The organism is Brevibacillus reuszeri (assembly GCF_002897295.1).
Lineage (GTDB): Bacteria > Bacillota > Bacilli > Brevibacillales > Brevibacillaceae > Brevibacillus > Brevibacillus reuszeri_A.
The window spans coordinates 1-26,287 of record NZ_BEXF01000011.1 but is presented as its reverse complement, the minus strand read 5'-3'; the positions used below and the strand labels follow the sequence as shown (position 1 = coordinate 26,287).

The window sequence follows — 26,287 nt, the reverse complement described above, 5'->3', positions numbered from 1 at the left end:
AAGAGCTTACTTTAGCGCTTGGAAGGATAAAAGTGAGGGCAGACCAGCATGAAGATTGCGACTGTACTGCGAAATGATGATTATACGCGAGAAGTAGAAAATGAATTGAAAGAAAAGGTAAGGGCTGCAGACAGTCCGCACAGATTCGTGTCTGGCCCTGACGAACGTCCCGATATGGTAATTTCCATCGGTGGAGACGGGACATTGTTGGAAGCGGTCCATCAATATGGAGCCGAGCCGGCTTACGTGGGCATTCACACGGGGCATCTCGGATTCTATGCAGACTGGAGACCCGAAGAGCTGGATGAATTCGTGGCGCAATTACTGGAGCAGGAAGAACCAGCGATTGCCGAATATCCTACTGTCGAATGCCGGATCGTGACAAGAGATGGTCAACAATACGATAAATGGGCTTTGAATGAGCTGGTGCTGCGCAATGCATCCTTATCGACGCTGGTGACATGCGTCTACATTAATGGTGATGAGCTCGAGACGTTTCGTGGTGACGGCCTGATTGTGTCCTCTCCGTCTGGCAGTACGGCTTATAACAAAGCAGTGGATGGTGCGATCGTACATCCGTCTATCGAGGCTATCCAGCTATCCGAGATCGCTTCGATCAACAATCAAGCATATCGTACAGTCAACAGCTCCCTCGTCTTGCCGAAGCATCATGAGGTTGAACTGATCGTGATGAACCCTGAGATCATGATTGGGTTGGATCGAGAGCAAGCTGTATGGAAAGACGTACGCTCCATTACATGCCGAGTGGGTCAGGACAAGATAAAATTTGCCCGTTACAAGCGACTGACATTTTGGAGCAGAGTACGCAAGTCGTTTATCAAAGGGTAAGTGTCTTTTTGGCCGGAAAAAGAGCAGGATGGTTCCGAAGCCATTGGAGCCATGCCTGCTTTTTGTTGTTCGAAAATGAGGGAGAGTCAGGAGGAAAAAAGAGTGAGTAGCAGTCCATTGGAAAAAGTTCGTCATTTTGTTCAACAATATCAGCCGGAGCTGGAACCGATCCTTTTTCAAGAGCCATTGCCCACATCAGAAGCCGCTGCTCAGGCGCTTGGTGTAGAGATCGGCCAGATCGCCAAATCAATCTTGTTTCGTGCCGGTGATAAATACGTGATGTTTGTCGCAGCGGGAGATGTACGCATTCATTCCAAACGTGTCAAAGCGGCGCTGGGCTCAGGAAAAACGAAAATGGCGTCTCCGGAAGAGGTTCTAGAGGTGACAGGCTATCAGGTAGGAGCAGTGTGTCCGTTTGCTCTCGAAATAGACGTTCCGATTTTTGTGGATCGTTCCTTGCAGCGTTTTTCTCATGTGTATACGGCAGCGGGTATTGCCGAATCGCTTTTGCCTGTTACATACGAGGCATTGCTACAAATGACTGGGGCAGAGGAGGTCGACGCTGCTTCTGCGGAGTAGGGATGCTACAGTAAAAAAACTCCATTCGTGAAAATGGAGTTTTTTACTTTTTTTCTAACAGCAGTTGATAAAAATGCACATCCTGCCAATCCCCGAATTTGAAGCCAACCTCGCGAAACTGCCCGATAAATCCAAAGCCGAATTTTTTATGCAGAGCGATGCTTGCTTCATTACCACCTACGATTCCGCTAATGACTGTATGGAAACCGAGCTGAGCGGCGCGTTGGAGGATGACAGCCATCAGTGCCGTGCCAACCCCTTTTCCATGGGCCTCATTAGACACATAAATAGATAGCTCGGTCGTTTTGGCATAAGCGGGCTTCTCCCGAAAAGAGGACAGGCAGCAGTAGCCAATAATGGCTCCTTCGGATTCAGCGACGAGCAGCGGGTAGTTTTCACCGTGCTTGTAAAACCACACTTCGCGCTGCTCCAGGCTTTGTTCTTCCAAATCAAAAGTAGCGACCAGATTCCGAATCGCATAGTTGTATATGTCCAGCATGGCTGGCAAATCATCAATAACGGCATCACGAATACGTATCATTGGTGAGGAACTCCTTTTAATAAGAGTGAACACTAGCAATGAACAGCTTTAACGAAGAGCTTCGTAAATCTGTCTTAGATTTGTATATCCCACTGCTTGCGCTTTGGTCAAATACTTTCCCCATAAAGCTCCGGCAGCCACTGCATCGCAATAGGCATGATGGCGGCGCGAAATCGGTATGTCATGCATGGCGCAAAGTACATCTAGCGAGCCGTTGCCGACAGGGCTGCTGAGCAACCGGATGAACAGCATCGTGTCGAGCATACGGTGCGTAAGCGGGCGTCTACTGGTCTTCCACAGTCCGGCACGCAAAAATTCCCTTTCGTGGCGAGAATGATGCGCCACCAACGGACGGTCTCCGACAAAGCGAAAAAATCGTGATAAGACCTGTACCAGCTCAGGAGCGTCTCGAACCATTTCATCTGTGATTCCAGTCAAGGAGCGAATATGGGGAGGGATCGAACGCTCGGGCTTTACCAGGGTGTAAAAGGAATCCCCGAGCAGCAATCGATCTCCCTTCATCGCTACTGCACCAATCGAAATGATCTCGTCACCATGATCGGGATAAAATCCGGTTGTCTCCAGATCGACCACGACGACCTCCATCCCCGCAAGCGGAATATTTGCGCTGGAATCTGCTTGCCTGCGTTCCTTGCTCAATGAACGCAAATAAGCGAGATGGTGCTTATCTCCCTCAATATGCCCTGTTTCCCATATTTTTGCGCCACTTGCCGATTCGCGGGTTAGGTGCCAAATACGCCGCAAAAGCTCCCATTGTGCCATAGATATGCCCCCTAACCTTGAAAGACGGACGGGAGCTTAGCTGTCATTCGCTGCAGACGAATAGCTAGCTTCATCGCAGATTTTGCCATCACACTTGTTTCAGCAGACAGTTCCCCGAGCTTTATGTAGCTGTTGCTCATGTATTGGCTGTCTTCCCAGTGAAGGGGAGGAATCAGCCGCAAACCGAGCAGCTGGCGAAATAAGTCCTCTACCTCGTCACAAAAATCTCTGCTCCAAATGCCTCGCTCTCGCAGGGAGGCGAGCCGTTCCAAGGTCGTACTGGCAAAAATACCGTTTGCGAGGGCAAAGTGCCTGACGCAGTTGATGATCGGGAGGTAGATGCCGTATTTCACATTGACAGCACCACGGAAGCGTCCCTTCACCTCTGGCAATATTCGTCCAAACAAGCCGAGTGGTACCTGGTAGTGCAGTGTATTGCTGACCAAGCGACTCAGCAGGAAAGGATTGTTGGATAGTAATTGGCGCAGTCGCACGAATACCGGAGCAAAAACGGCTGATTCCCCCCAGAGAACACGGACGTCACAGGTGAGCAGCAAATAGCGTGCTTGCTCCCATGTCGGGTGGGAAGCCCAGCGGTCCAGCTGATCCAGCCAATGCTCTACACTGCCGCGCCATTTTGCCGAGACGCAGGTGACATTTCCTTGGCAGGGCGGATAACCGACTTCCTCCAAGCCAGTGACGATCATTGCTCCAAGCAGATGAAAATAAGCATGCACTTTTTCAATTTCTGAAGCGTCCAAATGCGGTGGAATCGAATAAATCAAACCGTTATCCTGATCGCTAATGATTGCTTGCTCGGACCTGCCCCCACTGCCGAACTGCAAAAAGGCAAAAGGGACGGGCGGAGTACCAGCGCCCCTTTTTACGAGCTCACTGACAGCGAGCATGACGCCTTGTCTAGTGATGCAGTCATGGATCAGGTTGACGACGATTGAAAACGGAGCCAGTTCTTTAGAGCGGGTAATCAGCTGCAGGGGAGACGGGTCCAGCAATTGCTCCCGTATGCTTGCCAGCTCGAGAAACGACTTCGCGTTTTGAATCCTCTCAATTTGCTCAGGAGAGAGTGTGAGAGGCATTGCTTCTGACCGCTGTATGGGGCTGTATGCGTTCAGGCTGGAGTAGTTCGGGATAGCCGTATCCCCCGTGCTCGCTAAGATCAAGACCAACCACCTCTTCTTCCTCAGTAACTCGTAGACCAATTGTTGCTTTCAAAATGCCTAAAATAAGAAAAGCGACAACGAAGACATACGCCATAGACCCGACCAAACCGAGGGCCTGTATGCCTAATTGGTGAAAGCCGCCCCCGTAAAATAACCCTGCACCACCAACCCCTACTTTTTCAGCCAGCTCCGGTGTAGCGAAGAGTCCAGTCGAAAGCGTTCCCCAGATACCAGCTACACCGTGAACGGAAAAAGCAAAGACCGGATCATCTATGCCCATGCGATCAAACCAGATGGAAGTATAAAATGTTAGAATACCTGACACTCCTCCGATCAAGACAGCAGCCCATGGATCGACGAAGGCGCAGGATGCAGTAATGGCTACCAAAGCCGCTAGTACTCCATTTAACATGCTTGGAATGTCTGCTTTGCCCATTACGATCCAGGAGATGGCGAGTGCTGCAACAGCGCCCGCTGCCGTTGCCAGATTTGTCGTAACGGCGACGTAGCCGAAGAATCCGGAAGTGCTGCCGAGGGTTGAGCCAGCGTTAAAGCCAAACCAGCCGATCCACAGAAAGAGTACTCCCAAGACCGAGTAGACCTGATTGTGGCCGGGTATAGAATTGGAGCTGCCGTCCCGATTGTATTTGCCGATCCGTGGCTTCAACAATATCGTTGCGACCAGTGCAACGATTGCCCCTTGCAGGTGAACAACAGTCGAGCCGGCGAAATCCTGCATACCGAGCTGAGCTAACCAGCCGCCACCCCATACCCAATGACCGACGACGGGATAGATAAGGATGGTAAACAAGACGCTGAAAAGAAAGTAAATTGACAGCTTGGCACGCTCGGCGAAGCCGCCCCAAGCGATGGCGAGAGAGACAGCAGCAAAGGCGAGCTGAAATAAAAAGAGGATTGAGATCGGAATGGAAGACGCAGAAAATGCGGAGAAAGAGTCTGTTTGTGTTCCGTCAAAGAAGAAGCCGGAGAGTCCAATAAACGAGTTGCCATCCCCGAATGTAAGCCCAAAGCCCAGAGCCCAAAATGCGATCGAGCATATTCCAAACGTTAGAATCGTCTTCCCTGCGACGTGACCGGCGTTTTTCATGCGAGTTGAGCCTGCCTCCAAGAGGGCAAAGCCAACCTGCATGAGGATAACCAGAATTGCAGATACCATGACCCATGTGGCATCAATGGCGGCAGAGAGTTGCGCAACAGTCGGTTCCATTCCATCCACTCCTTTTTAAATGTCAGATAAACTAACATCATTTTTATTTATGTCAGATTATATGACGTCAAATTATGAATTGCAATTCTTTTTTCACAAAAGAAAAAACACCAATCTCTGCTGCTTAAGCAGAATGAGATTGGTGTTCTTGTTCTGACTGGCTGCGTGTGCGCCGCTCCAATGTGAATCCAATAAAGCAAATCAAAGTGAGGAACAGCCCGCTTATGAGGAACAGCTGCTCTACAGGTAATTTGCCGAGCCAGATTGCTCCGAGGATGCTAGAGAGCATTCCGAAAAACGTGAACAGCAGCATGTTGATTGCGAAAACCTTGCCTGTATTTTCATTCGTTGCTTTCAACTGGATAGCGGTAACGGTAGGGATGCCGGAGAAAGGCCCGCCAACACCGGCAATCGCCGCTGCGAGAAAAGCGATCCAGTGGCTAGTACTGCCAATGGTCAGGAGCAAAAATCCGACTGCTTGAAACGACCACCCGATCAAAATGAGGAATAAGTGCCTGGTATAGTAGGCGCGCGCCATGTAGAGACTGCCGAGCAAATTCCCGATGCCGTAAAATCCGATCAGGATCGCTAGTGTACTCCCGTTCCCTTGCTCGATTCGCTCAGCGAGGAAGGGGAAGCCCACGTTGTAGCAAATGACCCAGACGATGAAGCCCAGATTGCTGAATAACAAAACCAGAAAAAGGAGCTTGTTTCGTTTTATTTCGCCAAGTCCAAGGGCAATGTCGTTCACATATTGCTTCGGCGTCATTTTACTTGGAGCCGTTTCGGAACGATTATGTAGAGAGCTGCGAATGGCATAAAGAAAAAAGACCGATACAAGATAGCTTGCTGCATTGACAAAAAACAGGGTAGATAGCGGCACAGAAGCAGCGAGCAAACCGATCGTCATAGGTGCCAAAATTCGCACAGTTCGAAAGGTTGTGTCTGATAGCGCGTTGGCTTTGCCGAGCTGCTCTAGCGGGACGATAGCTTTTAGCGCAACTGTCCTAGCAGGCTGAAACAGGCTTGAGAATAACCCCAGCAAAAACTGTGCGGCCAAAAAGAAGGAAAATTGTTCAATTCCAAATAGCGCCATGATACCAACTGCAATGACTACCACGATCCGTGCGAGGTCTGCCCCTACCATCAATAGCTTTGGGTTGTACCGGTCTGCCAGAACACCGCCGATCAAATAAAACAGCAGGCCGGCGACCATTTCTGGAATAGCGAGTAGGCTCAAGGCAGTTCCTGATTTGGTAGCTTGCAGCAAGTACCAGAGCAAGGCAAAGCTGTAGCATTGATCCCCGATGTTGGCAGTCAGCTGAGCTAGCCAAAGCTTTAGGTACGATGCGTTTTTCCATAAAGATGTGGATGCTTCCACAAGAAATCTCTCCGTCCTGTAACGATTGATGTTGAGTATGTTCCGATAGAGTTTTTTTTACCTAGCGTAGCAAGGCACAGAAAGAAAGTAAAGAAGAAGTAAGTGATAGTAAAAAAAGCCGATCTCTCGGCTTTTCTTGTAGCTTCTATTGCTCGATCTGATTGTCATTGGTATTTTGATTGGCGTGTTGCTTGGATGAGCCTTGGTTTTCTTCCGTATGGGTGTCATCGGCAACGGTGCTGCTGGTCAATCCGGCAACAGCCAATCCCTTTTGATTCAAGTTTTTTGCGCTTTTCCATTTTGCCATACAATAAGCACCCCTTTTTCTCTGAAATGACTTCTGCCACAACCTTACGATGCCAAACGGGCAGACAATGTACTCAGGCACTTTTTCCCGATAGTTGTTTTGAGGGTACGGTTAGCAGGTATACTTACAATAAGAAGTGAGGCTATTGTGAAAAAAGGGGGATGGCGACATGGATGAGTGTGTCATCATCGTCGAGGGGAAGACGGATAAGGAACGGCTTTTGCGTGTTCTTGCAGAGCCAGTTACGATCGTTTGTACGTACGGCTCCTACAGTATCGAAAAAGGGGAGCAGCTCGCCAGGCAAGCGCAAGCGGCGAGTGAAATTTACTTGTTTACAGATGAAGACTACAGCGGGAAAAAGCTCCGCTCCTGCTTAGTGGAGGACTTTCCTGATGCGATCCATATCCATACCCAGAAAATGTATGGGGAAGTAGCAAATACACCCCTTGCAGTGTTGGCAGAAATTTTGGAACGTGCTGGCTTTGCGGTTATTGTGCCCAACCAGGAGCTGGATTGACAGTCTGGGGATAAAACATCCTTTCATCGGCTATAACAGTAGTAAAGATGGATTGGTGGAGGTGCAATGTACTTTGCGAAGTCTGATGACATTTTTAAACCGCATGAACATCATGGTTTGGCTGCTCGGCATTTTTATTGGTCACGCGGCTCTTTATCTCATTTTGGGAACGGCTACGTGGCTCGCAACATCGCTTTTAGCAACGGCATTTTATGGCATCATTTTGCTGGTTGGCAAATTAATTGCAAGCCGATATCCTGACAAGGAAGAGAGCAGATAAGAAGCCGGCACAGATGCAGCCGGCTTTTTTGCCCTTTACAGTCCCAAAAATTGCAGGCCTAAAATGACCAGTCCCAGTATCCATACGTAGATCGCAAAGCCCTTCATGGAGCCTGAGCTAATAATTTTCATCATCCAGCGAATCGCCACATAGCCAGCAATTCCAGCACAGATTGTTCCGACCAGCATAGGTGCCAAAAGAGAGGTTTCGATCGGAGCTTTTACGAGCTTGACGGTTTGCAGCAAGCAAGCCCCGAGGATTGCCGGCAAGGACAGCAAAAACGAAAAGCGGGCAGCATCGGCACGTTCAATCCCTCGCATCAGCGCTCCGGCTATGGTTAAGCCTGAACGGGAGATGGCGGGCAGTATCGCGGCACCCTGCAAAGTGCCAATGATCAGCGCATCCGTATAGCTGATCTCATCAAATTTACGGTGTCCGCGACGCATGGATTCGACTCCCCACAGAATGGCTCCGGTCACGAGGAATTCCCAGCCGATCGTTACTCCGGTTTGCGATATTTCTTCGAAGAAATCCTCAAACGTAAGTCCGATAACAGCAGTGGGGATCGTACCGACGAGCAGCAGCTTTGTCAGCTTGCTAAAAGGGTTCATCAAAATAAAGCGAATCTGTGGCCAAAAGACAATCACCACAGCGATCAATGTCCCGAAATGAAGCATCGTGTCAAAGAGCAGGCCGATATCCTGGAGACCGAATAGCTTGCGAAACAAAACCAGATGACCTGTACTGGAAATGGGTAAAAACTCAGTCAAGCCTTGGACAATCCCTAAAAAGATATGTTCAAGCAAAAGCAGCATCGCCAAAGAGTCACTCCTATCTGCATCAGGGTAGAGTAAAAATTGCGGGAAGCGTAAGCCAAGCCCTTATTGCTATATGTATGAATGGCAGGAGAAGACTTGCCAACTTTGCAAAAAGAGGTAAAAAAAGTTGTGGTATTTTCTTCTCGTTGATGGGTATAGTTAGGGTGCATAGAGGAAGAGAGTGAGGAAAAGAACGAATGTACAATGGAAGAAGACCGGAGCGGCGAAAACCCGCGTCAAAAGTCGCACCAAAAGTTGCATCCCCGAGCAATTTGTTGGCGGGAATGACTTTGGAAATGACAGTAGCCCGTCAAACCGACATCGGTTATTTTTTGCGTTCAGGCAAGGATGAAGTATTTCTTCACGTAAATGAAGCTCGTGGACGTTTGCATATGGACGAAGAGGTAGAGGTGTTTTTATACCACGATCACGAAAATCGGCTGGCCGCGACGATGGCTATGCCGTATGTCGCTATGGGCGAGTACGGGTGGCTAGAGGTCGTGGATATTTCTCCGCGAATGGGCGTATTTTTGGACAATGGAATCAACAAGGACTTGCTGTTGTTCATAGACGATCTGCCAAAGCTCACTGATGAATGGCCGCGTCCAAAAGACCGCTTGCTCGTAGCCTTGAAGCGTGACAAGCTGGGCAGACTGCTGGCAAAGCCTGTAACGGAAAATGAAATCACACAATTTGCGGTACCTGCCGATGCGCAGATGAAAAACAAGCAGGTCGAAGCAACGGTGTACAAGGTCATCCAGGCAGGAGCCTTTTTGCTGACAGAGGACGATCACATCTTGTTTATTCATCGGGACGAGATGGAAGGTCGCATGAGAATGGGACAAACCGTCAGCTGCCGTGTGAGCTACGTGCGTGAGGACGGACGCTTGAACGGCTCCATGAAGGTGAGAAAAGAAGTAAAATACGGCGAAGATGCGGACAAGCTGCTGGAGTACTTGAATAACCGTAACGGCGCGATGCCGTATACAGACAGCACGGATGCTGACATCATTCGCGAGAAGTTTCAAATGAGCAAGTCCAGCTTCAAGCGAGCGCTTGGCAAGCTGATGAAAGAACGGCGTGTAGAGCAAGTAGACGGCTGGACAAAAGTCATCGATAATAACCCGCAGTAATAAGTAAACCCTCCAAGTCGTTAGTGTTCCTTTGAAACGGAACCTACGTCTGGGAGGGTTTCTTTTGTGTGTCGTCGCCAGGGTGTCTGGGCAGGAGGCTTTTCTCTTCCTAGCCCTTTTATACGGTTGTTTGAATTTGCCCTTTTTGCTTGCGACTTTTTAGGTAAGACAGACCGAAAACGGCGGCAAGCAGGATGAACCCCGCGATATCACTCTCGATGCCTGGAATGACGGCAAGCACTCCGCCTGCGACAGCTGCGATTCGCTCCAGTATATTCAGCTTAGCCATCCAATAACCGATCAGTCCTGCACCTACACCGATCATCCCGAGGGTGGAGGTAAGCATGACCCAGAGCGATTCGGTAAAGGTCGTATCGATCAAAAGCAAGGCAGGGGATACGACAAAGATGTATGGGGCCATAAAAGCTGCAATCGATAATCGGGTGGACTCAATCCCGGTCTTGATCGGTTTTGACTTGGCGATACCCGATGCGGCAAAGGCAGCCAGCGCAACTGGTGGAGTGATATCAGCGACGATGCCAAAATAAAACGTAAACATATGGGCGGCTATGACTGGGACACCAAGCTGGACGAGCGCGGGCGCAGCGATGGTAGAGGTGATGATGTAATTGGCAGTTGTAGGGGTGCCCATGCCAAGGATCAATGAGGCGATCATAGTAAAAAACAGCGTGAGGAAAAGCTCGCCGCCCGCTAGATCAATCAGCCCATTGGCCAGCTTCAAGCCAATTCCCGTCAGCGTAATCGTACCGACGATAATGCCGGCGCAGGCGGTTGCTGCTACGACACCCAGCGCCATGCGAGCACCGGAAGCAAGCGCCTGCAAAATGTCTGCAACAGACATTCGCGTCTCCTTGCGAAAGGCACCTACTACGATTGTGGAAACGATACCGATAATCGCGGAGCGCTCCGCCGAAAAATTCATCATAAGTGCCGTAATAATGATGACGATCGGGAGCAGCAGGTAGGCTTTTTTCAGCACCTCTTTTTTGTTAGGCAGCTCTTCCTTCGTCAATCCGCGCAGCCCGAGACGCTTGGCCTCGAAGTGTGTCATGATCCAGATACCTACGAAAAACAGAATTGCTGGCAGTGCAGCCGATTTTGCAATTTCCAGATACGGTACCCCGATGAATTCCGCCATCAAAAAGGCGGCTGCGCCCATGACGGGAGGCATGATTTGCCCGCCAGTAGAAGAAGAGGCCTCGACAGCTGCGGCGAATTCGGAGCGATAGCCGAGCCGTTTCATCATCGGGATGGTAAAGGCACCTGATGTGACGACGTTTGCAACCGAGCTGCCGCTGATCGTGCCTTGGAGCGCGCTGGAGAAAACAGCCACCTTGGCAGGGCCGCCGATCCGTCTACCTGCTACAACCAGGGACAAATCGTTGAAATATTCGCCGACGCCCGTCTTTTCCAGAAAGGCCCCGAATAATACAAATAGGAAAATAAACGTAGAGGAAACAGCGATGGGCGTTCCAAGTATGCCTTCCAGCGTATAGTAGCTATGACCGATGATTCGCGAGAGATCGCTGCCTCTGTGTTCCAAAAAGCCTGGCATGTAGGGACCGAGATACGTATACAGCAAAAAAATAGTGGCGATGAGAGTGATAGGCAGACCGACTACGCGTCTGGCAGCCTCCAGCACGAGAAGAATGGCAATGCCCCCAACGACCATGTCCAGCGAGGTGTAATTGCCTGTGCGGGTTACCAGTCCCTCGTAATCCACGACCCAATACAGGGTGACGGCAACACCTAAAAGCGCAAGCAGGATATTGATGACTCCGATCTTGTTGCTATCCCCTTTGCTTCTTCCGGCATACAGCAAATACACGAGGCAAAGGCCAAATGCCAGATGGATGGGGCGATGGATTTGGGGAGGAATCGTAAAAAAGAGAGTGCTGGATAGCTGATAGAGGGAAAAGAGGACCAAAAGGCAAAAAGTGATCCACTTCATTGGACCTGCGAGCTGGCGTACAGCAGATTCTTTGTCGTATTGAGCTATCAGCTTATCCATTTCTTGCTGACTCATGTTTGGTGTACTCATCTAGTAACCTCCTAACTCGCTCATTATGGATCGCTTTTCGGTCTTTATAGTAATGGCTGCTCCTGGCAACGCAACCAGGTGTAAAGGAATTTCTTGACCTGCCAAAAGCAAAGTGTGGTTTGCGCGGATTTGTCCAATAAACAAGTGTAGAGCTGGAAAAACCCGATGCATGTTGCGGAGGAGAAATTGCCCATTTGCAATCACCAGCTCCTCACCGGGTGCCAATTCATTTTCCATTCCGATGCCATAATCATGAAAGGTCATCTCGGACAAAATGAGCTTGCCGTCTGCAGCACGGTAGTGCTCTTCAACTGCTGAGCGATGTATCGAGTGTATCCAACGGATGGAAAATTCGCCCTGCTCACCAAGCCTGCTGCTCCAAACGAGCTTCTGGGTTTGAGCATCACGGATGACGAGCGAGGTGTGCATTGGGACAGTCAGGATGCAGGCGACAGCAAGGAGTAGAAGGAAGGAGAAAAGGCGGAACGCGGTCCGCCCTTTTGTAGCTGCTACATCTTTTGAAAGCAGCATACTTTGTCTACTTCACGCCTTTTTCATCAAAGTATTTCTTCGCTCCGGGGTGGATCGGAATACTTACGCCAGCCAGTACACTTTCCATTTTGATTTCTTTGGCTTTGGCGTGACCGAGCTTGTCGGTATTTTCAAAAATGGCCTTTGTCACCTTGTATACGAGGTCTTCGCTTAGATCAGCACGGACCAACAGCATGGATTTAACCGAAACGGTTGTTACCTCTTCCGGAACGGTCTGATACGTATTCGCTGGCACAACCGTTTTTACATAAAATGGATACTTGGCGATGATGGCATCGATTTTGTCTGCGTCTATCGGGATGATCTTTACCCCTGTTGTGGCAGCGAGCTCCGTAATCGCAGCAGTCGGTGTACCTGCTGTCTGGAACGCAGCATCGAGCTGACCATCCTGGATGGCTTTGGCTGAATCGGCAAAGGACAGTCGCTGGAGCTTGGTATCATCAAAGGTCAAGCCGTATGCCTCCAATATTTGCTGGGCATTTACTTCAGTACCGCTGCCAGGTGCTCCAACGGAAACGCGTTTTCCTTTCAAATCAGCTACGTTCTTAATGTTGCTGTCAGCGGAAACAACGATCTGGATTGTTTCGTCATACAGGGCACCCAAGGCTTGGAAGGCCTCAATTTTTCCATCCTGCTGAAACATGTTGGTCCCTTTGGAGGCGTATTCTGCGATGTCATTTTGTGTAAAGGCGATATCTGCCTTCTTGTCGCGCAAAAGGCGAATGTTCTCCGCGGAAGCACCAGTGGCTTGGGCAGTTGCAGTAATTCCGGCATTTTTGGTAATATGGTCTGCCATGCCCCCGCCTAATGGATAATAGGTGCCTCCGGTTCCGCCTGTTGCTATGACAAGCTGTGAAGGGTCGTTATTGCCACTGGAAGCACTGTTGCCACCACATGCTGCCACCAGCGACATAGTTACAAGAAGAACGAATGAAAGAAGAAAACCGCGCTTTTTCAAAAAGAATCCCCCTCGTCAAAAAAGTTCTGTATTTTCTGTTTTCGATTGAATTTTAAAGGTCTGACTATAAAAAACTACAAATATCTATAGAAAAATATAGTAAAATAGGAATAATACAGATAGAGAGAGCGGGCACATGTTTTGATGAGAGAAAGTACATTCATTCTTTTGCTAATGCTGCTAGCTGTCCCGATTGCTGGGGAGCTGAAATTTCACCCGTTCCAAGATGAATTTCGAGTCAGCTTTGGAACCACCGCGTTTTTCTTTTTATTGCTCTGGCTGCGCCCTTCTTTGCTAGCAGGAATTTTAACGGGGATAATTGTCGTTTTATTTAGAATTGTCTTGGATTTTTTCTATCTTGATGCCTTTTCCTTCCTGCACTCATTTCACATGCATCTGCCAGCCTTCTTCTTTTACGCCGTATTTGCCTGTCTTTTTTCAGTATTTTGTGTAAACACGCTTCATCATCGCCCCCTTTTGGTAGGCATTTTAGGGACGTTCGCTGAAATTACGGCCAATTTAGTCGAGCTTTCCTTTCGCTCTCCATCCTGGGAAGGGGTCTTTCAATTATCTGTAGTGGGACAGATTGCGGTCATCGCAGTCATTCGCAGTTTCTTTGTTCTCAGCTTTTTTAGCATGATTCAGCTGCGCCATGCCAAATGGATGGAGCAGGAGCAGCGGATTCGCAATGAACGCGTTTTAATGCTTGTCTCTAATTTGTACGAGGAATCGATTCATCTGAAAAAAACATTGCATCAGGTGGAGGACATCACACGGGAGTGCTATGAGCTTTACCGTGAAATGAAGGAGCGGGTAGACGTTGCTGACAGCAATAAATATGCCAAAAAGCTGCTGCTCATTGCTGGACAGGTTCATGAAGTCAAAAAAGATAATCAGCGGATTTACGCTGGTCTCTCCAAGCTGATTTCTGATGAAAATGCCCGCGATTATATGCCGCTTGGCGAGCTCGTGACAATCGTTGTCCATGCGCAGGAAAAGTATGCTCGCTTGCTCGATAAAAATATTCGCTTCACATCCAGGGTGGAAATTCCTTATTTGTCCTGTCATATTTACACGACGCTGTCACTTATCAACAATCTGGTTGCCAATAGCGTGGAAGCTATTGCGGATCGGGGAACGGTGTCCATCGGGGTTACGATGAATGAAACGGAAGAGTGGATTCGCTTTTGTATCGCGGATGATGGGCCAGGCATTGCGGTGAAAGATGTGGAGCTGCTGTTTATTCCCGGGTTTACGACCAAATATGATAGTCAGGGGAACCCTTCTACCGGGATTGGTTTGTCCTATGTAAAAGAAATGATTACGAATCTGCAAGGGAACATCGACATAAAAGAACCAGCCGAAGGATACACCACTGTATTTGACATTCGCTTGCCAGTTGCAAGTTTGATACAGAAAGGGTGAGCATATGCGCTTTTTCATTGCGGATGATGACCCTGCTATTCGGTTGATGCTGACTCAAATCATTGAGGATGCTGATCTGGGGGAGGTTTGCGGAGAGGCAGAGGATGGCTCCCAAATCGATAGCAATTTTTTGGAATGGAAGCAAGCTGATATCCTGCTCATTGATTTGTTGATGCCGAATCGGGATGGGATTGAGACAGTACGTCAGCTGAACGGCTATCCCGGAAAAATCGTCATGATCTCCCAGATTGAAACGAAAGAACTGATTGCAGAAGCCTACTCGTATGGAATTGAGTATTATGTGACCAAGCCGATAAATCGGCTGGAGGTAGTCAGTGTTTTGCAAAAGGTCAAGGAACGCATCCGCCTGCAGCAATTCATCGGGGAGATTCAGCGATCTTTGAGCGTCCTGACAACAGCCAATGCGGTGCAGGCGAGCAAGGAGCAGATCTCCTCGCAGCAAAGCATTTTGTCTTCGGCAAGGTACTTGCTCACGGAGCTGGGGCTGATTAGTGAAAATGGAAGCAAGGATCTTCTTGATATGATGGACTTTCTCGATCGCTGGGAAAAGGAGAATACGCAAGATGCCCGCTTCCCTTCCTTGCGCGAAATCTTTTTGCAGGTAGCCGCTCATAAGCGAGGGGCTGGACCTATGGCTCAAAAAGAAATGAAGGCAGCAGAGCAAAGAGTGCGCCGCGCTATTTACCAGGCATTGACTCACCTCGCTTCACTGGGACTGACAGACTTTAGTCATCCGAAATTCGAGAGCTACGCGTCTACCTTTTTTGATTTTACGGAGGTGCGAAAGCGCATGCGGGAGCTGGAGGGTCAGATGGAATCAGCTTTGCCTGCGACGCCGAGAATCAACACGAAAAAATTCATTTTTATGCTCTATATGGAGTCAAAAAGACGAATCGGGTAAAGTGGCAGTTGACTTTTTGGAGCGAGCCTCTAAATGTGGTAAGATATTTCTATTGTTGTTGGGAGGGAAGCTCGTGAGCGAACTACGTAATCCGTGGCAGTTACTATACCGTGTTTATCGCCATGTACAACCTGTGCTGGAGCGAGAGTTTGCAGCCTGGTATAAAAAGGCACAGGCGATTCCCAACCCGGAGCTACGAAAGCAAGCACAAGACAGCATGGACTCCAAGAAGTTTCACTGTCAAGGCGGGTGTGTCTACGCCGCACAAGTAGTGGGACATGTAGAAACGATCGTGCCTCTCATTGTTGCTTATCAGACGATCAGTGATTATTTGGACAACTTGTGTGATCGCAGTACATCGCTTGATCCGCAAGATTTCAGACAGCTGCATGTATCGATGCAGGATGCCTTGACTCCCGGCGCTCCACTGCGAGATTACTATTTGTATCGAGAGGACAAGGATGACGGAGGCTTTCTCGCTGATTTGGTCCAAACCTGTCAGAGGTTCGCAGCACAGCTGCCGGCTTACGAGAAGATTCAATCGCAAGTACTTGAGTTTTCCTGTCTGTATAGCGATTTGCAGGTATATAAGCATATCGATCCAAAATTACGCGAGCAAGAGCTGTTTGCCTGGTGGGATCTTCACAAGGAGCGTTACGGCTATATACAATGGCAGGAATTCGCCGCTGTGACAGGGTCTACCATCGGTATTTTTGCCCTGTTTTGTATGGCGACAGATAGCAGAGTGAAGGAAGAGCAGATCGAGGTAGTGAGCGAGGCATATTTTCCGTGGATGTGTGGTTTACATATTTTGCTTGACTACTTGATCGACCTGGAAGAAGACAGACTTGGCGGAGATTTGAACTTTGTCAGTTACTATCTATCCGAGCAAGAAGCTACAGAGCGCTTGCAATTTTTCATCCAGCAAGCAAAGGCAAGCGTTAGACGCTTGCCAAATCCTGCATTTCACCGTATGATCGTTGACGGGCTAGTTGCATTCTATCTGGCGGATCGTAAGGTAAATCGCAGCCAGCCACGCATCTATACCATTGCCAAACAACTGTTGAAACAGGCGAAGGGCTTGCCTTCCGTTCTGTTTTATGTGAACAGCTTACTTGTAAGGCGATAACGGAGAAGAGGTTAGCGCATATGCTTGCGCTTGTACGAAAAGCCAAATCCCATCAATGAGAAGGCAACTACGATACAGCCAAGGATACCGAGGGGACTTTTCTTCCCGATGGCAATGCCAACTCCGATGAGACAGGCGGTTACGCAAAAAGCCAAAGCCAGTGTTACCATTTGATAACGATTCATCGGTCTGTAACCTCCTATCTGTCAATGTTCCCATTATACCTTATTTTCCGCGAAAAATATCAAGGGAAAGATTCCGGAAAACCCGGTAAAATATTGTGCGAAGTGGTGGATACCGCAGATGGAAAGCATTTTACAATTCAAAAAGAATAATCGGATGTTTGAAGGGAAAGTAACCTACGAAGAAGGCGACCTGATAGAAGTCGTGTTTTCTTCTCCGGTGGATGTGACAGTAGGTGACCAGCTCCCCTGTTTATTGAATGTTGATTATGAGACCATTAGTAACTTTGATGCGGTTGTGCTGGCAAAAGATCAAAATCGGCTATTTTTGTTTCACTCACCGACGGCTACTGAGTTTCGTGAACAACGCAGACGCTATCCAAGATTTGATATGGAGGTAAAAGGCTGGATTCAATATCCGACCCAAGAGCCTGATTCGCTGTTTTCTGTCTACAGCCATATGGTTGATCTCGTGAATTTGAGCTTGGGGGGGCTAGCGTTTCGTATGGACAAACCGATTCCTTGCGAACAAGGGCTGGTTTTTTCAGTAGAGTTGTATGGACGCAATCGCCCGGACGGAGTCGTCAAGGCTGAGCTGCAAATCATTCACGAGCGCATCGAAGGCCCACATTATTTGTTTGGTGGCACGATCAAAGGCATTAACGCACGCCATTTTCACAATCTGCGCAAATATATACTGCATCGGCAAATTGAAGAACGCAGGCAAGTCCAAATAGAACAAACTCTTTGATTATCAGCGAGTGTACACTTCTCGAACCTGCCTCCTGATCAATCCTTCCTCATGAGAAAGCATCCTTAGAGAAGGCCTCGATTGAGGTTTTCTTTTCGTTCCAAAAAACTTACCTACATAATTATTTTTGGCGGTAAATGATAGGCAATTTGTATTGTCAAAAAGCCATCCTTGTAGTTACTATTACAGTAGTGACTAACAGGAGGGCTTTTTATGCTGCAAGCAATGGTTGTTGTTTTCGGCTTTATGGCATTAGGCTTTTTTGCGCAACGGAGAGAGGAACAGAATCGTTCACTGGCGAAGCTTTGTCTGTATTACCTTATTCCGATTTTGATTTTTCAATCTTTTGTTCACACTGGGGTATCTGTGCAGTCTCTCGGCATGATCGTACTGCACTTTTTTGTAACCACCCTGCTGGTGTATATGCTGTTGATTCAAGTTGTTGGACGCTTGTTCAGGTGGAAGCATGAGGAACTGAAGTGGAATGCCCTTGCTGCTACCTTGGCGAATGTTGGTTACTTTGGTCTCGCGGTGATCCGCTATGCAGTCGGCGAACATGCCGTTCCGTATGCGGTGGCGGTTTCCCTCGCTTTTAACCTGTACATGGCTTTCTTCGGGTTTGCGCAGGTTGGTGGAGAACGGGAGTGGAGTGGCAAGTTTCGGAGGGTGCTGCAAAATCCGTATTTATACGCTGTTATAGCTGGCTTACTGTGGAAAGGCTTGGACCTGACCATGCCTGCTGCGCTGGACGCCTTTCTTAATTTGGCAGCCAGTGCCACGCTTCCGCTGACCTTGCTTTTGACAGGGGCAGAAATGCGCAAGAATCGTTATGGAAAAGAAGGGCTATGGGATGCAGCAAAGGTAAGTATAGTGAAGCTGATATTGCCGGTACTCGTAGCCTGGCCGCTAGCTGTATGGATGACAGATGACAAAGTGGAGCAAAGTGTGATGATCCTCATGTTTGGGATGCCCACGTCGTTAAATTTATTGCTGCTGGCCAAAGACCAGGAGAGAGATACAACCAGCTTGGCGATGATTATATTACTGACTACGATTGCGAGTCCGTTTACGCTGATGTTTGTGATGAACCATTTACCATAGACGAAAAAGGAGAGAGATTGTGAGTACATTACTAGAGCAGCTCCAGCTTTTTGGATTCAATCAATACGAAGCCAAGGCATACATGGCGCTCGTCAGCTTGGGCGCGTCCAATGCATATCAGATCAGCAAGGAGTCGGGCATTCCTCGCGCCCGCGTATACGACACGCTCGATACGCTGGTCAGTCGCGGAATTGCCATGCTGGAGGAAGCGGAGGATGGGACAAAAAGCTATGCGCCGCTTCCTGTTGATGTATTTCTCGATCAGGCGAAGCAGTCTTTTGAAGAGAGCTGGAGCAAGGTCTCTGAAGAATTGCGGACGATGGAAAAGCGTGAACCGAAAAGTGACGTCTCGCTTACGACGGTCAGAGGCGAGGACAACGTGCTTTCTTTTTGCCGCATCATGATCAGACGAGCAAGGGAGCAGGTTCTGTTGTCTATGTGGGAGCCCATGTACGACAAGCTGAAAAACGAGCTGCTTGCAAAGGAAAAGGCAGGCTGCTCGATCAAAGGCATCCTGTTTGATGTGGACAATCCGATGGCAGGCTTGTATAAGCACCGAACCAATGAATATATCAACAAGCAGACAGAAGAACGATGGTTTGTTTTATCGATTGATGGAAAAGAATTGTTGTACGGACATTCGGCAGAGAGAAAAGGAAATGCGTATTACACCGATGATCCGGTCCATATTTTTTTGATGGAAGATTATATATGGCATGACATTCTCGTCAATCGCCTCGTGGAGGCAGGAAGCCAGGAACAGCTCGACAAATGGATTTTGCCTGAGATGGAACAGTTCTTTGGCAGAAAAATGCTGCCGGAATCGTATTGGACAAATCAGGATGAGAGGAAGGGATGAGATGTGGAATAAATGGCTAAGCATTTTGCTAGTTATGGTTCTGGGTGTGCCTGTTGTTGCCTGTGAAGCCAACAATGTGGACGGGTCGGAGCCAAATCAGCAACCGTTTCCGTACACAGTTGAGGTAGCTGCACAGCAGCTCGATGTTCCGTGGGAATTGGACTTCGCGGCGGACGGTCGCATCTTCTTTACAGAAAGACCGGGGAGAGTGCGAATCATTCAAGCAGGCAAGCTGTTGCCCGAGCCGCTTATTTCCTTCCCAGCTCCTTTTGTCAGTGAGGGAGAGGGAGGGCTGCTCGGGCTAGTGCTTGACCCTCAATTTGCCCACAATCATTATGTGTATGTGTACCAGACGTATCGGGAAGGACAAAACACGTACAATCGCGTACTCCGACTACGGGAAAATAACAACCAGGCTGTCATCGACAAGGTGCTGATCGATAAAATTCCAGGTAGTGCGATCCACAATGGAGGCCGAATCAAAATTGGCCCTGATCAACGTCTTTACATAACGACAGGAGATGCGAGGAGGCCCGAGCTAGCTCAGGATCGAGCCAGTCTCGCAGGAAAAATTTTGCGAATCAATCTGGATGGAACGATTCCTGCGGAAAATCCTTTCCCTGGCTCACCTATATATAGCTGGGGACATCGCAATCCGCAGGGAATCGCCTGGAACCCGCAAACAGGCTTTTTGTACAGCTCTGAGCATGGTCAGTCCGCGCATGATGAGATCAATCGGATTGAAGCTGGAGTTAATTATGGCTGGCCAGAAATACAAGGCACGGAGCAAAGAGCAGGGATGAAGTCACCGATCCTGCAAAGCGGGGACCTTACCTGGGCGCCATCAGGAATGACATTTATATCGAAAGGGCCATGGGCCGGTGAGCTGCTCGTTGCCAATCTGCGCGGTGAGCAGCTGCAACGAATCTCGATAGACCCGAATCAGCCGGATAAGGTTCGCGAATCCACCGCTTTGCTTCAACAGCAGTACGGGAGGCTGCGTGATGTGGTCGAAGCTCCAGACGGCTCGCTCTATTTGTTGACGAACAACCGGGATGGTCGCGGCGAGCCAAAGGAAGGCGACGACAAAATCATCCGGCTTGTTTTGAAACAACAGTAGTGGCAGCTCTCGGCTTGCCCCAGATGAGTCGCTGAATCAATATTGCGCCAGCCCCGACTCCTGTAATCAGAAGACCGACCCACAAGAATGCGGTACTTGGTCCCAAAAGCGTCATCAAAAATCCTCCCAAAAGCGGAGCGATGATAAAGGTGGCGCTTGTGATCGAATCAATAATTCCTCTGACCCTTCCGAGCGCTTCTGGTGGGGTTTCCTTTTGGACGAGATAGTTGGTTCCAACAGAGGTAAGCCCTGTTCCGATTCCTGCAATCAGAGACGCAACCAGTATCCAATACATCCCATCGCCAGTCTGGTAAAATCCGATCCCAGCAAAGCCAATGCCGATCAAGAAGACACCGCCGCCTAATACCCAGCCGTATGACCGAATTTCCTTCAGGCGCTGCAGCCAGGTTACAGTGAAAAGTGCTCCGAGTCCGATTACGCTGACCGAATACCCGACCATTTCCGGATTATGGGGTACTTTTTCTCGAAATATTACTGGAAATTGAGCATCAGCCAACTGGATAGACATCATGGCGGCGACGCCGAAGAGGGTGCTATACAATAACACGCGGTTTTGCAAAAAGACGCTCCAGCCCTCCTGCCATGCCTGTCGCAGCGGCAGTGCCCGATCCTTTGAGGCAGGACGTGGCAAATTATCCTCAACACGGCGAATGGTCAATAAAAAGGCAGTGGAAAGCAGATAGCTCCCTGCATTAATGATCAGGCAAATGGCAGGTGCAAAAAATGCGGCAACCAATCCTCCGAGAAGCGGACCGATCAGCTTTCCCATTTGAAAGACAGCACCATTCAACGAGGTTGCTTTTAACAGCTGGTCGGGAGCGACGATTTGTCGTGTCAACGTCTGCTGTGCGGGATCATTAAAGACGGAAGCGCACGACCGGAGTGCGATGACCACGAGAAACCAGGCTGGATTCGGCATGGCGAGCAATAGCAGTGTCAAACTCGCTTGAATCACGTCCATGAGAATCATCATTTTGACTTTGTTGACGCGGTCAGCCATCACACCTGCGAACTGTCCGAGCACGATTCCTGGAGCAGCATAGGCAATCGGCAAAATCGCCATCGTCATCGGATCAGCCTGCCAGACAAACCCCAATAGGATCGAAACGGCAATAAAATCGAACCAGTCCCCCAAGGTAGAGAGGCCATATGCGATAAACAGCTTGCGAAATGTTTTGTTTTCCCTGAGCAAAAAAATCCCTCCATCGGATTTGTTACTTCCGATCATAAGAGGGAATTGTCAGAGGTATATCAAATGGATGAGGGGAGGATACACAGAATTGACTTTTTCAAATAGTCGAATTGATACTCCTCTGAAAGGGCGTCCCAAATTTTCTGGTATTTGTTCTCCCATTCTGGATCACAGTCGAAAATCTGAAAGAAGAGCAGAATGTTATTGATGGCATAGATCAGGTGTGGGACAAATTGTGTAGCACGGATTACTTCGATGCCCTCATCTATTAGACGACGGGCCTTAGCGTATTGTTCCCGACGATACATGCATATCCCTTGCATGAGTGTAAAGCTGCCCAGTTCACGCTGCATCGGGACGGTTAGGAGTATTTCTTTCGAGCGGCGAATTATTTCTTCTGCTTCCTCCAATTGATCGGAGAGGATCGCAAGGATGGTTTCCTCGGCTTGGAGAAATAGAGTAAAGCCCTGTGAATTCAGGCCTTCTACGATTATCCTGGCTTTGCTTACTTGCTGTCTCGCCAGCTCCCATTCGCCAGCCCGTGCGTACAAGGCAATCGCATTGACCTGCAGTTCATCCTGAAAAGTGGCTGGCATGGCAGCCTGTTCCCTCAACACCCGTTGATAGACGTCAAGTGTTTTGCGGGAGTCTGGTTCCGTCATGTGATACAGGTGAAAAAGATAAAACAGCTTATCCCCCATGGGAGCCGTCTTGTCCTCGACAAACCAAGCAAAATCGCCTGTGATAAACCGCAGGTACATCGCGTAAAAAGGGTCCATTCGAAACCCGAGTACTTCCTGGTTCGCTGAGAGAGTCTGCATGGCAGCACCCATCCCCATTCCGTGGTAGGTGGTCAGCATTTTTTGGATGCTTTCCGAGAAGCCGCGGTTGAGAACATCGGGCTGAAGCGCTTGCTGTGGCTGCTGTTTCCAGGTCAGACGATATCCTATCCCGCGAACCGTATCAATCGTAAACAGATGTGACCATTTTTGCAGCTTTTTGCGCAGGCGGTAGATGTGGTCATCGACAGTGCGGTCTGTGGGCTCCTCTAATGCCCATACACGATCGAGCAGATTTTCACGTGAGAACGTCCGATTTTTCCCCGTAAATAAAAAGTGAAGCAACGCGTATTCCTTCGGTAACAGTACGATTGTCTCTCCCGCGTACTGAACTTCATATTTATCATCGGACCAAGTAATTAGCCCCATCCGAATGATCCCTCATTTATATTGTATTTTCTCATTTTATTGTAAAGTGTTCCTCGCGACATGCCGAGTAGCTCAGCTGCTGCCTTTTTGTTGCCATACGTGCGCTCCAAAGCGGCGACGATACGCTCACGCTCGGTAGAGGCAGGCTCAGGTGCGTATAAAGAGTGTGGCAGTGGACGAGAAGCAATGGCAGGTGAAAAGGCAGTACCCTTCGAAACGGTCGCAGGTGGCAATGACTCATTGGAGTGAGAACGAATGACTGAAGGCAAATGCTCGGGCAAAATGACGCCGTTTTCCTGCAGAATGGACAGGCGCTCAATGACATTGCGCAGCTGCCGGATGTTGCCTGGCCAGCTGTAATCAAACAAGGCTTGCATCACCTCGGAGGCGATACGTGGAACAGACTGCTCATGGGTCACTGAATATTCATGGATAAAAATTTGCACCAGCTCAGGCAGATCCTCACTTCTTTCGCGCAGCGGAGGAACCTCCAGAGAAAATACATTGAGCCGGTAATAGAGGTCTTCGCGGAACCGACCATCGAACACCATTTGTTCGAGCTGACGATTGGTGGCAGCCACAATTCGCGTATTGACGGAAATCGGCTCGGTCCCGCCCACGCGGTAAAATTGCCGTTCCTGCAAGGCGCGCAGCAGCTTCACCTGTAATTCCAGCGGCAATTCACCAATCTCGTCGAGGAACAGCGTACCTCCGTGCGCCAGCTCCAGCTTGCCTGGCTTGCCTTTTTTCTCCGCACCTGTAAAAGCTCCGCCCTGATAACCAAATAGCTCGCTTTCAAACAGCGCAGCAGGGATCGCTCCACAGTTTATGGCGATGAATGGCTTTTCTCTACGGCGGCTAGCCTGATGAATGGCTTTGGCGAACAGCTCCTTGCCGACACCGCTTTCGCCGTAAATGAGCACGGTCGCATCTGTTTGCGCCACTTTTTTGGCTGAGCTGATTGCAGACTGAATTGAGGCCGAATGCCCCTTGATCGCATAAAAAGGATCGTCTGCTGCTTGAAAACGGCTCATTTCCTGTTGCAGGTTATGAAGGTGGGCAGTGGTATGCGCCAGCTCCTCATTGAGCCTTACCAGCTCTGTAATATCCTGTTCAATCGAAATGGCGCCAATGATGCGGCCCTCCAACCGAATAGGCGCGGCATTAATTAACACGTGACTGTCTGGACGTGGAATGTGATAAACGCGCTGAACAGAGGTTCCTTGCCGCAGCGCATCGAGCAGACGAATGGATTCACTGGCAAAATGCTCATCCAGAGAAGTACCGATTACCTTAGAGCGATCAATTTTATAAATGGTTTGAGCTGCTCGATTCCAATGCTGGACGACATTGCGGGAATCAACGATGGTAACGGCTTCGCTCATCGTATCCATCAGGGTGCCGAGCAAAACAGACTGATTTTGAACCAGTGTGAGAAAAGCAGCGAACAGTTGATGAGAGGAAATGATGCCAGTCGGAATCCCCTCGTCGTTGAGCGTGACCAAGGCGGGCATCGCCTCGTCATTCAGGAAGGAACGAATCTGTTTGGTGGATTCCTCCAAAGTTGCAGATTCTTGAACAGCGATTACCTTCACCGTACGCTCTCCATCTATCCACACACCTTCTTTTTCTCCAGCGCGTATCCTGATCTGGGCAGGATTTACAGGGATCGCAATCGAAGAAACAACGCTATCCAGTGAAAATAACGGTTTCAAAACATCACTTCCTATACAAACTAACAAGAAAGAGGACATGTCGGGCTTTCTTGTCGCTAATAAACAGTATTTAATCAAAAGTGTACAAGAATAGACACGAAATGTACACATGTGTTGAAAGAAATATACTGCCTTTTGAACCGGCAATATCCTGAAAATGCAGCTGCAGCGAATGAAAGTGGGTTGGCACGATTCGTGCTAAGTATAAAGGAGTAGAGTACGTTGAGGAGGAGACAGTCAACGATGGAACAAGCAATGAAGGACTTTTTTCTATTCTTATCCAAAAACCAAACGTTGAACGCAGCAGCTAAAAAGTGGGGTCTGCGTTTCGGTGCCAGTCGTTTTGTATCCGGTGCAACCATCCAAGAAGCGATCAGTGCTGTTCGCAAGCTGAACGAGCAAGGTCTCGTGTGCACCCTGGATCATCTGGGAGAGTTCGTATTTAGTGTAGAGGAAGCAAATGAATCTGCTGATTACTGCATCAAAACATTGGAAGCGATTTCCGCGTCTGGTGTAGACTGCAACCTATCGTTGAAAATGACATCCATGGGTCTGGACATCAGCCGCGAGCTTTGCATGACGAACATGAGACGTACGTTGGATGTAGCGAAAAAATTGGGCAACATTTTTGTACGGATTGATATGGAGGACTATGCGCACAATCATGTGACCATGGAAATTCTCAATGAGCTGCTGGAAGAGTACGATAACGTAGGAACGGTTATTCAGGCGTACCTGTACAAAGCCTCCGATGATATCGACAGCCTCAAAGACAAAAAAGTAAACTTCCGTCTAGTAAAGGGTGCGTACAAAGAGTCGCCTGAAGTAGCTTACCCGAACAAGCCAGACGTAGATGAGAACTACAAAAAAATCATCAAGCAGCATCTGCTGAACGGCGGTTATGCAGCAGTCGCTACACATGATGACAACATCATCAACTTTGTCAAGGAGCTGGAAAAGGAATACAACATTCCTCGCACCCAGTTTGAATTCCAAATGCTGTACGGAATTCGTACCCAGTCCCAAATCGATCTGGCCCGTGAAGGCTACAAAATGCGCGTCTATGTTCCATATGGAAACGACTGGTACGGATACTTCATGCGTCGTCTGGCGGAAAGCCCGGCAAACGTGAAGTTCGTTCTGAAAGGTATGTTTACGAAGTAAGAGACCAAGCACCCTCGGAGAAATAAAATCCGGGGGTGTTTTCTTATAGGTCGAACATGTTATCATTCGTGTCGTAAAACCCCCTTGCTTTCGCTATGGGGATATAAGGCATTTTGCTCTGTATCCCCTTTAGGGGGCTAAGAGCAAACAAAAAATAGTTCTTTTTGTATCGGCGTTAGATATGTTCTATTCATCTAACGCGGTATGGTATAATTAACCATAGGTGATGGTTTTGAGTAGATCAGTGGAAACTAACCACAATATCGTATTTGACTGTAAATATCACGTTGTCTTTTGCCCAAAGTATCGTAAAAAGGTTTTGACAGAAC

Annotated in this window: 28 protein-coding genes; 14 read left to right on the top strand and 14 right to left on the bottom strand. The window is 48.8% G+C overall.

All coding sequences use genetic code 11. The features are described from left to right. The first annotated feature begins 48 nt into the window (after positions 1-48). Both C3B52_RS18190 and C3B52_RS18185 read left to right on the top strand, forming a co-directional pair. Positions 49-849, top strand: a complete 801-nt coding sequence (locus tag C3B52_RS18190; RefSeq protein WP_103107822.1) for an NAD kinase — start codon at positions 49-51, stop codon at positions 847-849. A 102-nt stretch (positions 850-951) separates the two neighbouring features. Further along, the gene (locus C3B52_RS18185; protein WP_201264909.1) at positions 952-1,428 is read left to right on the top strand and encodes a YbaK/EbsC family protein; all 477 of its coding nucleotides are present in this window, start codon (positions 952-954) and stop codon (positions 1,426-1,428) included. Positions 1,429-1,471: 43 nt separating this feature from the next. On the opposite strand, the gene C3B52_RS18180 is transcribed toward C3B52_RS18185, so the two are convergent. The 6 genes from C3B52_RS18180 to C3B52_RS36520 form a co-directional block, all read right to left on the bottom strand. Beyond that, on the bottom strand, positions 1,472-1,969 hold the full coding sequence (locus tag C3B52_RS18180) for a GNAT family N-acetyltransferase (protein WP_103107821.1): 498 nt from the start codon (positions 1,967-1,969) through the stop codon (positions 1,472-1,474). Positions 1,970-2,017: 48 nt separating this feature from the next. Continuing rightward, positions 2,018-2,752, bottom strand: coding sequence for an exonuclease domain-containing protein (locus C3B52_RS18175; RefSeq protein WP_103107820.1), 735 nt, complete (start codon positions 2,750-2,752; stop codon positions 2,018-2,020). An 11-nt stretch (positions 2,753-2,763) separates the two neighbouring features. After that, positions 2,764-3,933 carry a DUF294 nucleotidyltransferase-like domain-containing protein gene (locus C3B52_RS18170; RefSeq protein ID WP_235615770.1) on the bottom strand — a complete coding sequence of 390 codons (1,170 nt, stop codon included), beginning with the start codon at positions 3,931-3,933 and terminating at the stop codon, positions 2,764-2,766. Continuing rightward, positions 3,827-5,161, bottom strand: a complete 1,335-nt coding sequence (locus C3B52_RS18165) for an ammonium transporter (RefSeq protein WP_103107818.1) — start codon at positions 5,159-5,161, stop codon at positions 3,827-3,829. The genes C3B52_RS18170 and C3B52_RS18165 overlap by 107 nt, the downstream gene beginning before the upstream one ends. A 124-nt stretch (positions 5,162-5,285) precedes the next feature. Then, entirely contained in the window at positions 5,286-6,542 is a 1,257-nt protein-coding gene (locus C3B52_RS18160) for an MFS transporter (RefSeq protein WP_103107817.1), read from the bottom strand. 145 nt (positions 6,543-6,687) lie between these two features. After that, positions 6,688-6,849, bottom strand: a complete 162-nt coding sequence (locus C3B52_RS36520; protein ID WP_164684827.1) for a hypothetical protein — start codon at positions 6,847-6,849, stop codon at positions 6,688-6,690. Between the two features lie 169 nt (positions 6,850-7,018). Between C3B52_RS36520 and C3B52_RS18155 the strand changes: the two genes are divergently transcribed. Next, a complete protein-coding gene (locus C3B52_RS18155) occupies positions 7,019-7,366 on the top strand; it encodes a toprim domain-containing protein (protein ID WP_103107816.1) in 348 nt (115 codons plus the stop codon). A gap of 85 nt (positions 7,367-7,451) precedes the next feature. Continuing rightward, complete coding sequence (locus C3B52_RS18150) at positions 7,452-7,646, top strand: hypothetical protein (protein WP_235615769.1); 195 nt, start codon at positions 7,452-7,454, stop codon at positions 7,644-7,646. 35 nt (positions 7,647-7,681) lie between these two features. Here the strand turns inward: C3B52_RS18150 and C3B52_RS18145 are convergent, their stop codons facing one another. Then, positions 7,682-8,461 (bottom strand): undecaprenyl-diphosphate phosphatase, encoded by a 780-nt coding sequence (locus C3B52_RS18145; RefSeq protein ID WP_164684836.1) that lies wholly within the window; start codon positions 8,459-8,461, stop codon positions 7,682-7,684. 287 nt (positions 8,462-8,748) lie between these two features. Here C3B52_RS18145 and C3B52_RS18140 point away from each other — a divergent pair, with 287 nt between their 5' ends. Continuing rightward, positions 8,749-9,597 carry a CvfB family protein gene (locus tag C3B52_RS18140; protein ID WP_373419734.1) on the top strand — a complete coding sequence of 283 codons (849 nt, stop codon included), beginning with the start codon at positions 8,749-8,751 and terminating at the stop codon, positions 9,595-9,597. A gap of 118 nt (positions 9,598-9,715) precedes the next feature. Here C3B52_RS18140 and C3B52_RS18135 read toward each other — a convergent pair whose 3' ends face one another. The 3 genes from C3B52_RS18135 to C3B52_RS18125 are packed head-to-tail and all read right to left on the bottom strand — an operon-like array spanning position 9,716 to position 13,169. Next, positions 9,716-11,659 carry a TRAP transporter permease gene (locus tag C3B52_RS18135; RefSeq protein ID WP_103107812.1) on the bottom strand — a complete coding sequence of 648 codons (1,944 nt, stop codon included), beginning with the start codon at positions 11,657-11,659 and terminating at the stop codon, positions 9,716-9,718. Continuing rightward, positions 11,660-12,190, bottom strand: a complete 531-nt coding sequence (locus C3B52_RS18130) for a DUF1850 domain-containing protein (protein ID WP_103107811.1) — start codon at positions 12,188-12,190, stop codon at positions 11,660-11,662. It lies immediately after the preceding gene. A gap of 7 nt (positions 12,191-12,197) precedes the next feature. Next, positions 12,198-13,169 carry a TAXI family TRAP transporter solute-binding subunit gene (locus C3B52_RS18125; protein WP_103107810.1) on the bottom strand — a complete coding sequence of 324 codons (972 nt, stop codon included), beginning with the start codon at positions 13,167-13,169 and terminating at the stop codon, positions 12,198-12,200. A gap of 144 nt (positions 13,170-13,313) precedes the next feature. Between C3B52_RS18125 and C3B52_RS18120 the strand changes: the two genes are divergently transcribed. The 3 genes from C3B52_RS18120 (at position 13,314) to C3B52_RS18110 (ending at position 16,645) form a co-directional block, all read left to right on the top strand. Next, a complete protein-coding gene (locus tag C3B52_RS18120) occupies positions 13,314-14,594 on the top strand; it encodes a sensor histidine kinase (protein WP_103107809.1) in 1,281 nt (426 codons plus the stop codon). Between the two features lie 4 nt (positions 14,595-14,598). Then, a complete protein-coding gene (locus C3B52_RS18115) occupies positions 14,599-15,516 on the top strand; it encodes a response regulator (RefSeq protein WP_103107808.1) in 918 nt (305 codons plus the stop codon). Between the two features lie 73 nt (positions 15,517-15,589). Further along, positions 15,590-16,645, top strand: a complete 1,056-nt coding sequence (locus C3B52_RS18110; RefSeq protein WP_103107807.1) for a tetraprenyl-beta-curcumene synthase family protein — start codon at positions 15,590-15,592, stop codon at positions 16,643-16,645. Positions 16,646-16,656: 11 nt separating this feature from the next. On the opposite strand, the gene C3B52_RS36515 is transcribed toward C3B52_RS18110, so the two are convergent. Further along, a complete protein-coding gene (locus C3B52_RS36515; protein ID WP_164684826.1) occupies positions 16,657-16,830 on the bottom strand; it encodes a DUF5325 family protein in 174 nt (57 codons plus the stop codon). 118 nt (positions 16,831-16,948) lie between these two features. On the opposite strand from C3B52_RS36515, the gene C3B52_RS18105 reads away from it, so the two are divergent. The 4 genes from C3B52_RS18105 to C3B52_RS18090 all read left to right on the top strand — a co-directional run bounded on the left by C3B52_RS18105 (position 16,949) and on the right by C3B52_RS18090 (position 20,658). Then, positions 16,949-17,578, top strand: a complete 630-nt coding sequence (locus C3B52_RS18105) for a PilZ domain-containing protein (protein ID WP_103107806.1) — start codon at positions 16,949-16,951, stop codon at positions 17,576-17,578. A gap of 213 nt (positions 17,579-17,791) precedes the next feature. After that, positions 17,792-18,679 (top strand): AEC family transporter, encoded by an 888-nt coding sequence (locus tag C3B52_RS18100; protein WP_103107805.1) that lies wholly within the window; start codon positions 17,792-17,794, stop codon positions 18,677-18,679. Positions 18,680-18,698: 19 nt separating this feature from the next. After that, complete coding sequence (locus tag C3B52_RS18095; RefSeq protein ID WP_103107804.1) at positions 18,699-19,538, top strand: TrmB family transcriptional regulator; 840 nt, start codon at positions 18,699-18,701, stop codon at positions 19,536-19,538. Between the two features lies 1 nt (position 19,539). After that, entirely contained in the window at positions 19,540-20,658 is a 1,119-nt protein-coding gene (locus C3B52_RS18090; RefSeq protein WP_103107803.1) for a PQQ-dependent sugar dehydrogenase, read from the top strand. Here C3B52_RS18090 and C3B52_RS18085 read toward each other — a convergent pair. The 3 genes from C3B52_RS18085 to C3B52_RS18075 are packed head-to-tail and all read right to left on the bottom strand — an operon-like array spanning position 20,630 to position 24,593. Continuing rightward, a complete protein-coding gene (locus C3B52_RS18085) occupies positions 20,630-21,871 on the bottom strand; it encodes an MFS transporter (protein WP_103107802.1) in 1,242 nt (413 codons plus the stop codon). The two genes, C3B52_RS18090 and C3B52_RS18085, sit on opposite strands and share 29 nt — an antisense overlap. A gap of 59 nt (positions 21,872-21,930) precedes the next feature. After that, a complete protein-coding gene (locus tag C3B52_RS18080; protein ID WP_103107801.1) occupies positions 21,931-23,079 on the bottom strand; it encodes a winged helix-turn-helix domain-containing protein in 1,149 nt (382 codons plus the stop codon). After that, positions 23,070-24,593, bottom strand: coding sequence for a sigma-54 interaction domain-containing protein (locus tag C3B52_RS18075; RefSeq protein WP_373419733.1), 1,524 nt, complete (start codon positions 24,591-24,593; stop codon positions 23,070-23,072). Before C3B52_RS18075 ends, C3B52_RS18080 begins: the two co-directional genes overlap by 10 nt. Positions 24,594-25,037: 444 nt before the next feature. Here C3B52_RS18075 and C3B52_RS18070 point away from each other — a divergent pair, with 444 nt between their 5' ends. Then, entirely contained in the window at positions 25,038-25,958 is a 921-nt protein-coding gene (locus tag C3B52_RS18070; protein ID WP_103107799.1) for a proline dehydrogenase family protein, read from the top strand. A 223-nt stretch (positions 25,959-26,181) separates the two neighbouring features. Further along, positions 26,182-26,287, top strand: a 106-nt coding sequence (locus C3B52_RS38210) for a transposase (protein ID WP_201264908.1), incomplete at its 3' end; no start/stop codon positions are given.

Excerpts from the sequence above, each read along its gene's own strand:
- C3B52_RS18135 (WP_103107812.1), bottom strand. The coding sequence starts at position 11,659 with ATGAGTACACCAAACATGAGTCAGCAAGAAATGGATAAGCTGATAGCT.
- C3B52_RS18180 (WP_103107821.1), bottom strand. The coding sequence starts at position 1,969 with ATGATACGTATTCGTGATGCCGTTATTGATGATTTGCCAGCCATGCTG.
- C3B52_RS18140 (WP_373419734.1), top strand. The coding sequence starts at position 8,749 with ATGACTTTGGAAATGACAGTAGCCCGTCAAACCGACATCGGTTATTTT.
- C3B52_RS18120 (WP_103107809.1), top strand. The coding sequence starts at position 13,314 with ATGAGAGAAAGTACATTCATTCTTTTGCTAATGCTGCTAGCTGTCCCG.
- C3B52_RS18145 (WP_164684836.1), bottom strand. The coding sequence starts at position 8,461 with ATGCTGCTTTTGCTTGAACATATCTTTTTAGGGATTGTCCAAGGCTTG.
- C3B52_RS18090 (WP_103107803.1), top strand. The coding sequence starts at position 19,540 with ATGTGGAATAAATGGCTAAGCATTTTGCTAGTTATGGTTCTGGGTGTG.
- C3B52_RS36515 (WP_164684826.1), bottom strand. The coding sequence starts at position 16,830 with ATGAATCGTTATCAAATGGTAACACTGGCTTTGGCTTTTTGCGTAACC.
- C3B52_RS18130 (WP_103107811.1), bottom strand. The coding sequence starts at position 12,190 with ATGCTGCTTTCAAAAGATGTAGCAGCTACAAAAGGGCGGACCGCGTTC.
- C3B52_RS18155 (WP_103107816.1), top strand. The coding sequence starts at position 7,019 with ATGGATGAGTGTGTCATCATCGTCGAGGGGAAGACGGATAAGGAACGG.
- C3B52_RS18115 (WP_103107808.1), top strand. The coding sequence starts at position 14,599 with ATGCGCTTTTTCATTGCGGATGATGACCCTGCTATTCGGTTGATGCTG.
- C3B52_RS18080 (WP_103107801.1), bottom strand. The coding sequence starts at position 23,079 with ATGGGGCTAATTACTTGGTCCGATGATAAATATGAAGTTCAGTACGCG.
- C3B52_RS18100 (WP_103107805.1), top strand. The coding sequence starts at position 17,792 with ATGCTGCAAGCAATGGTTGTTGTTTTCGGCTTTATGGCATTAGGCTTT.
- C3B52_RS18190 (WP_103107822.1), top strand. The coding sequence starts at position 49 with ATGAAGATTGCGACTGTACTGCGAAATGATGATTATACGCGAGAAGTA.
- C3B52_RS18075 (WP_373419733.1), bottom strand. The coding sequence starts at position 24,593 with ATGCCCGCCTTGGTCACGCTCAACGACGAGGGGATTCCGACTGGCATC.
- C3B52_RS18175 (WP_103107820.1), bottom strand. The coding sequence starts at position 2,752 with ATGGCACAATGGGAGCTTTTGCGGCGTATTTGGCACCTAACCCGCGAA.
- C3B52_RS18070 (WP_103107799.1), top strand. The coding sequence starts at position 25,038 with ATGGAACAAGCAATGAAGGACTTTTTTCTATTCTTATCCAAAAACCAA.
- C3B52_RS18105 (WP_103107806.1), top strand. The coding sequence starts at position 16,949 with ATGGAAAGCATTTTACAATTCAAAAAGAATAATCGGATGTTTGAAGGG.
- C3B52_RS18165 (WP_103107818.1), bottom strand. The coding sequence starts at position 5,161 with ATGGAACCGACTGTTGCGCAACTCTCTGCCGCCATTGATGCCACATGG.
- C3B52_RS36520 (WP_164684827.1), bottom strand. The coding sequence starts at position 6,849 with ATGGCAAAATGGAAAAGCGCAAAAAACTTGAATCAAAAGGGATTGGCT.
- C3B52_RS18150 (WP_235615769.1), top strand. The coding sequence starts at position 7,452 with ATGACATTTTTAAACCGCATGAACATCATGGTTTGGCTGCTCGGCATT.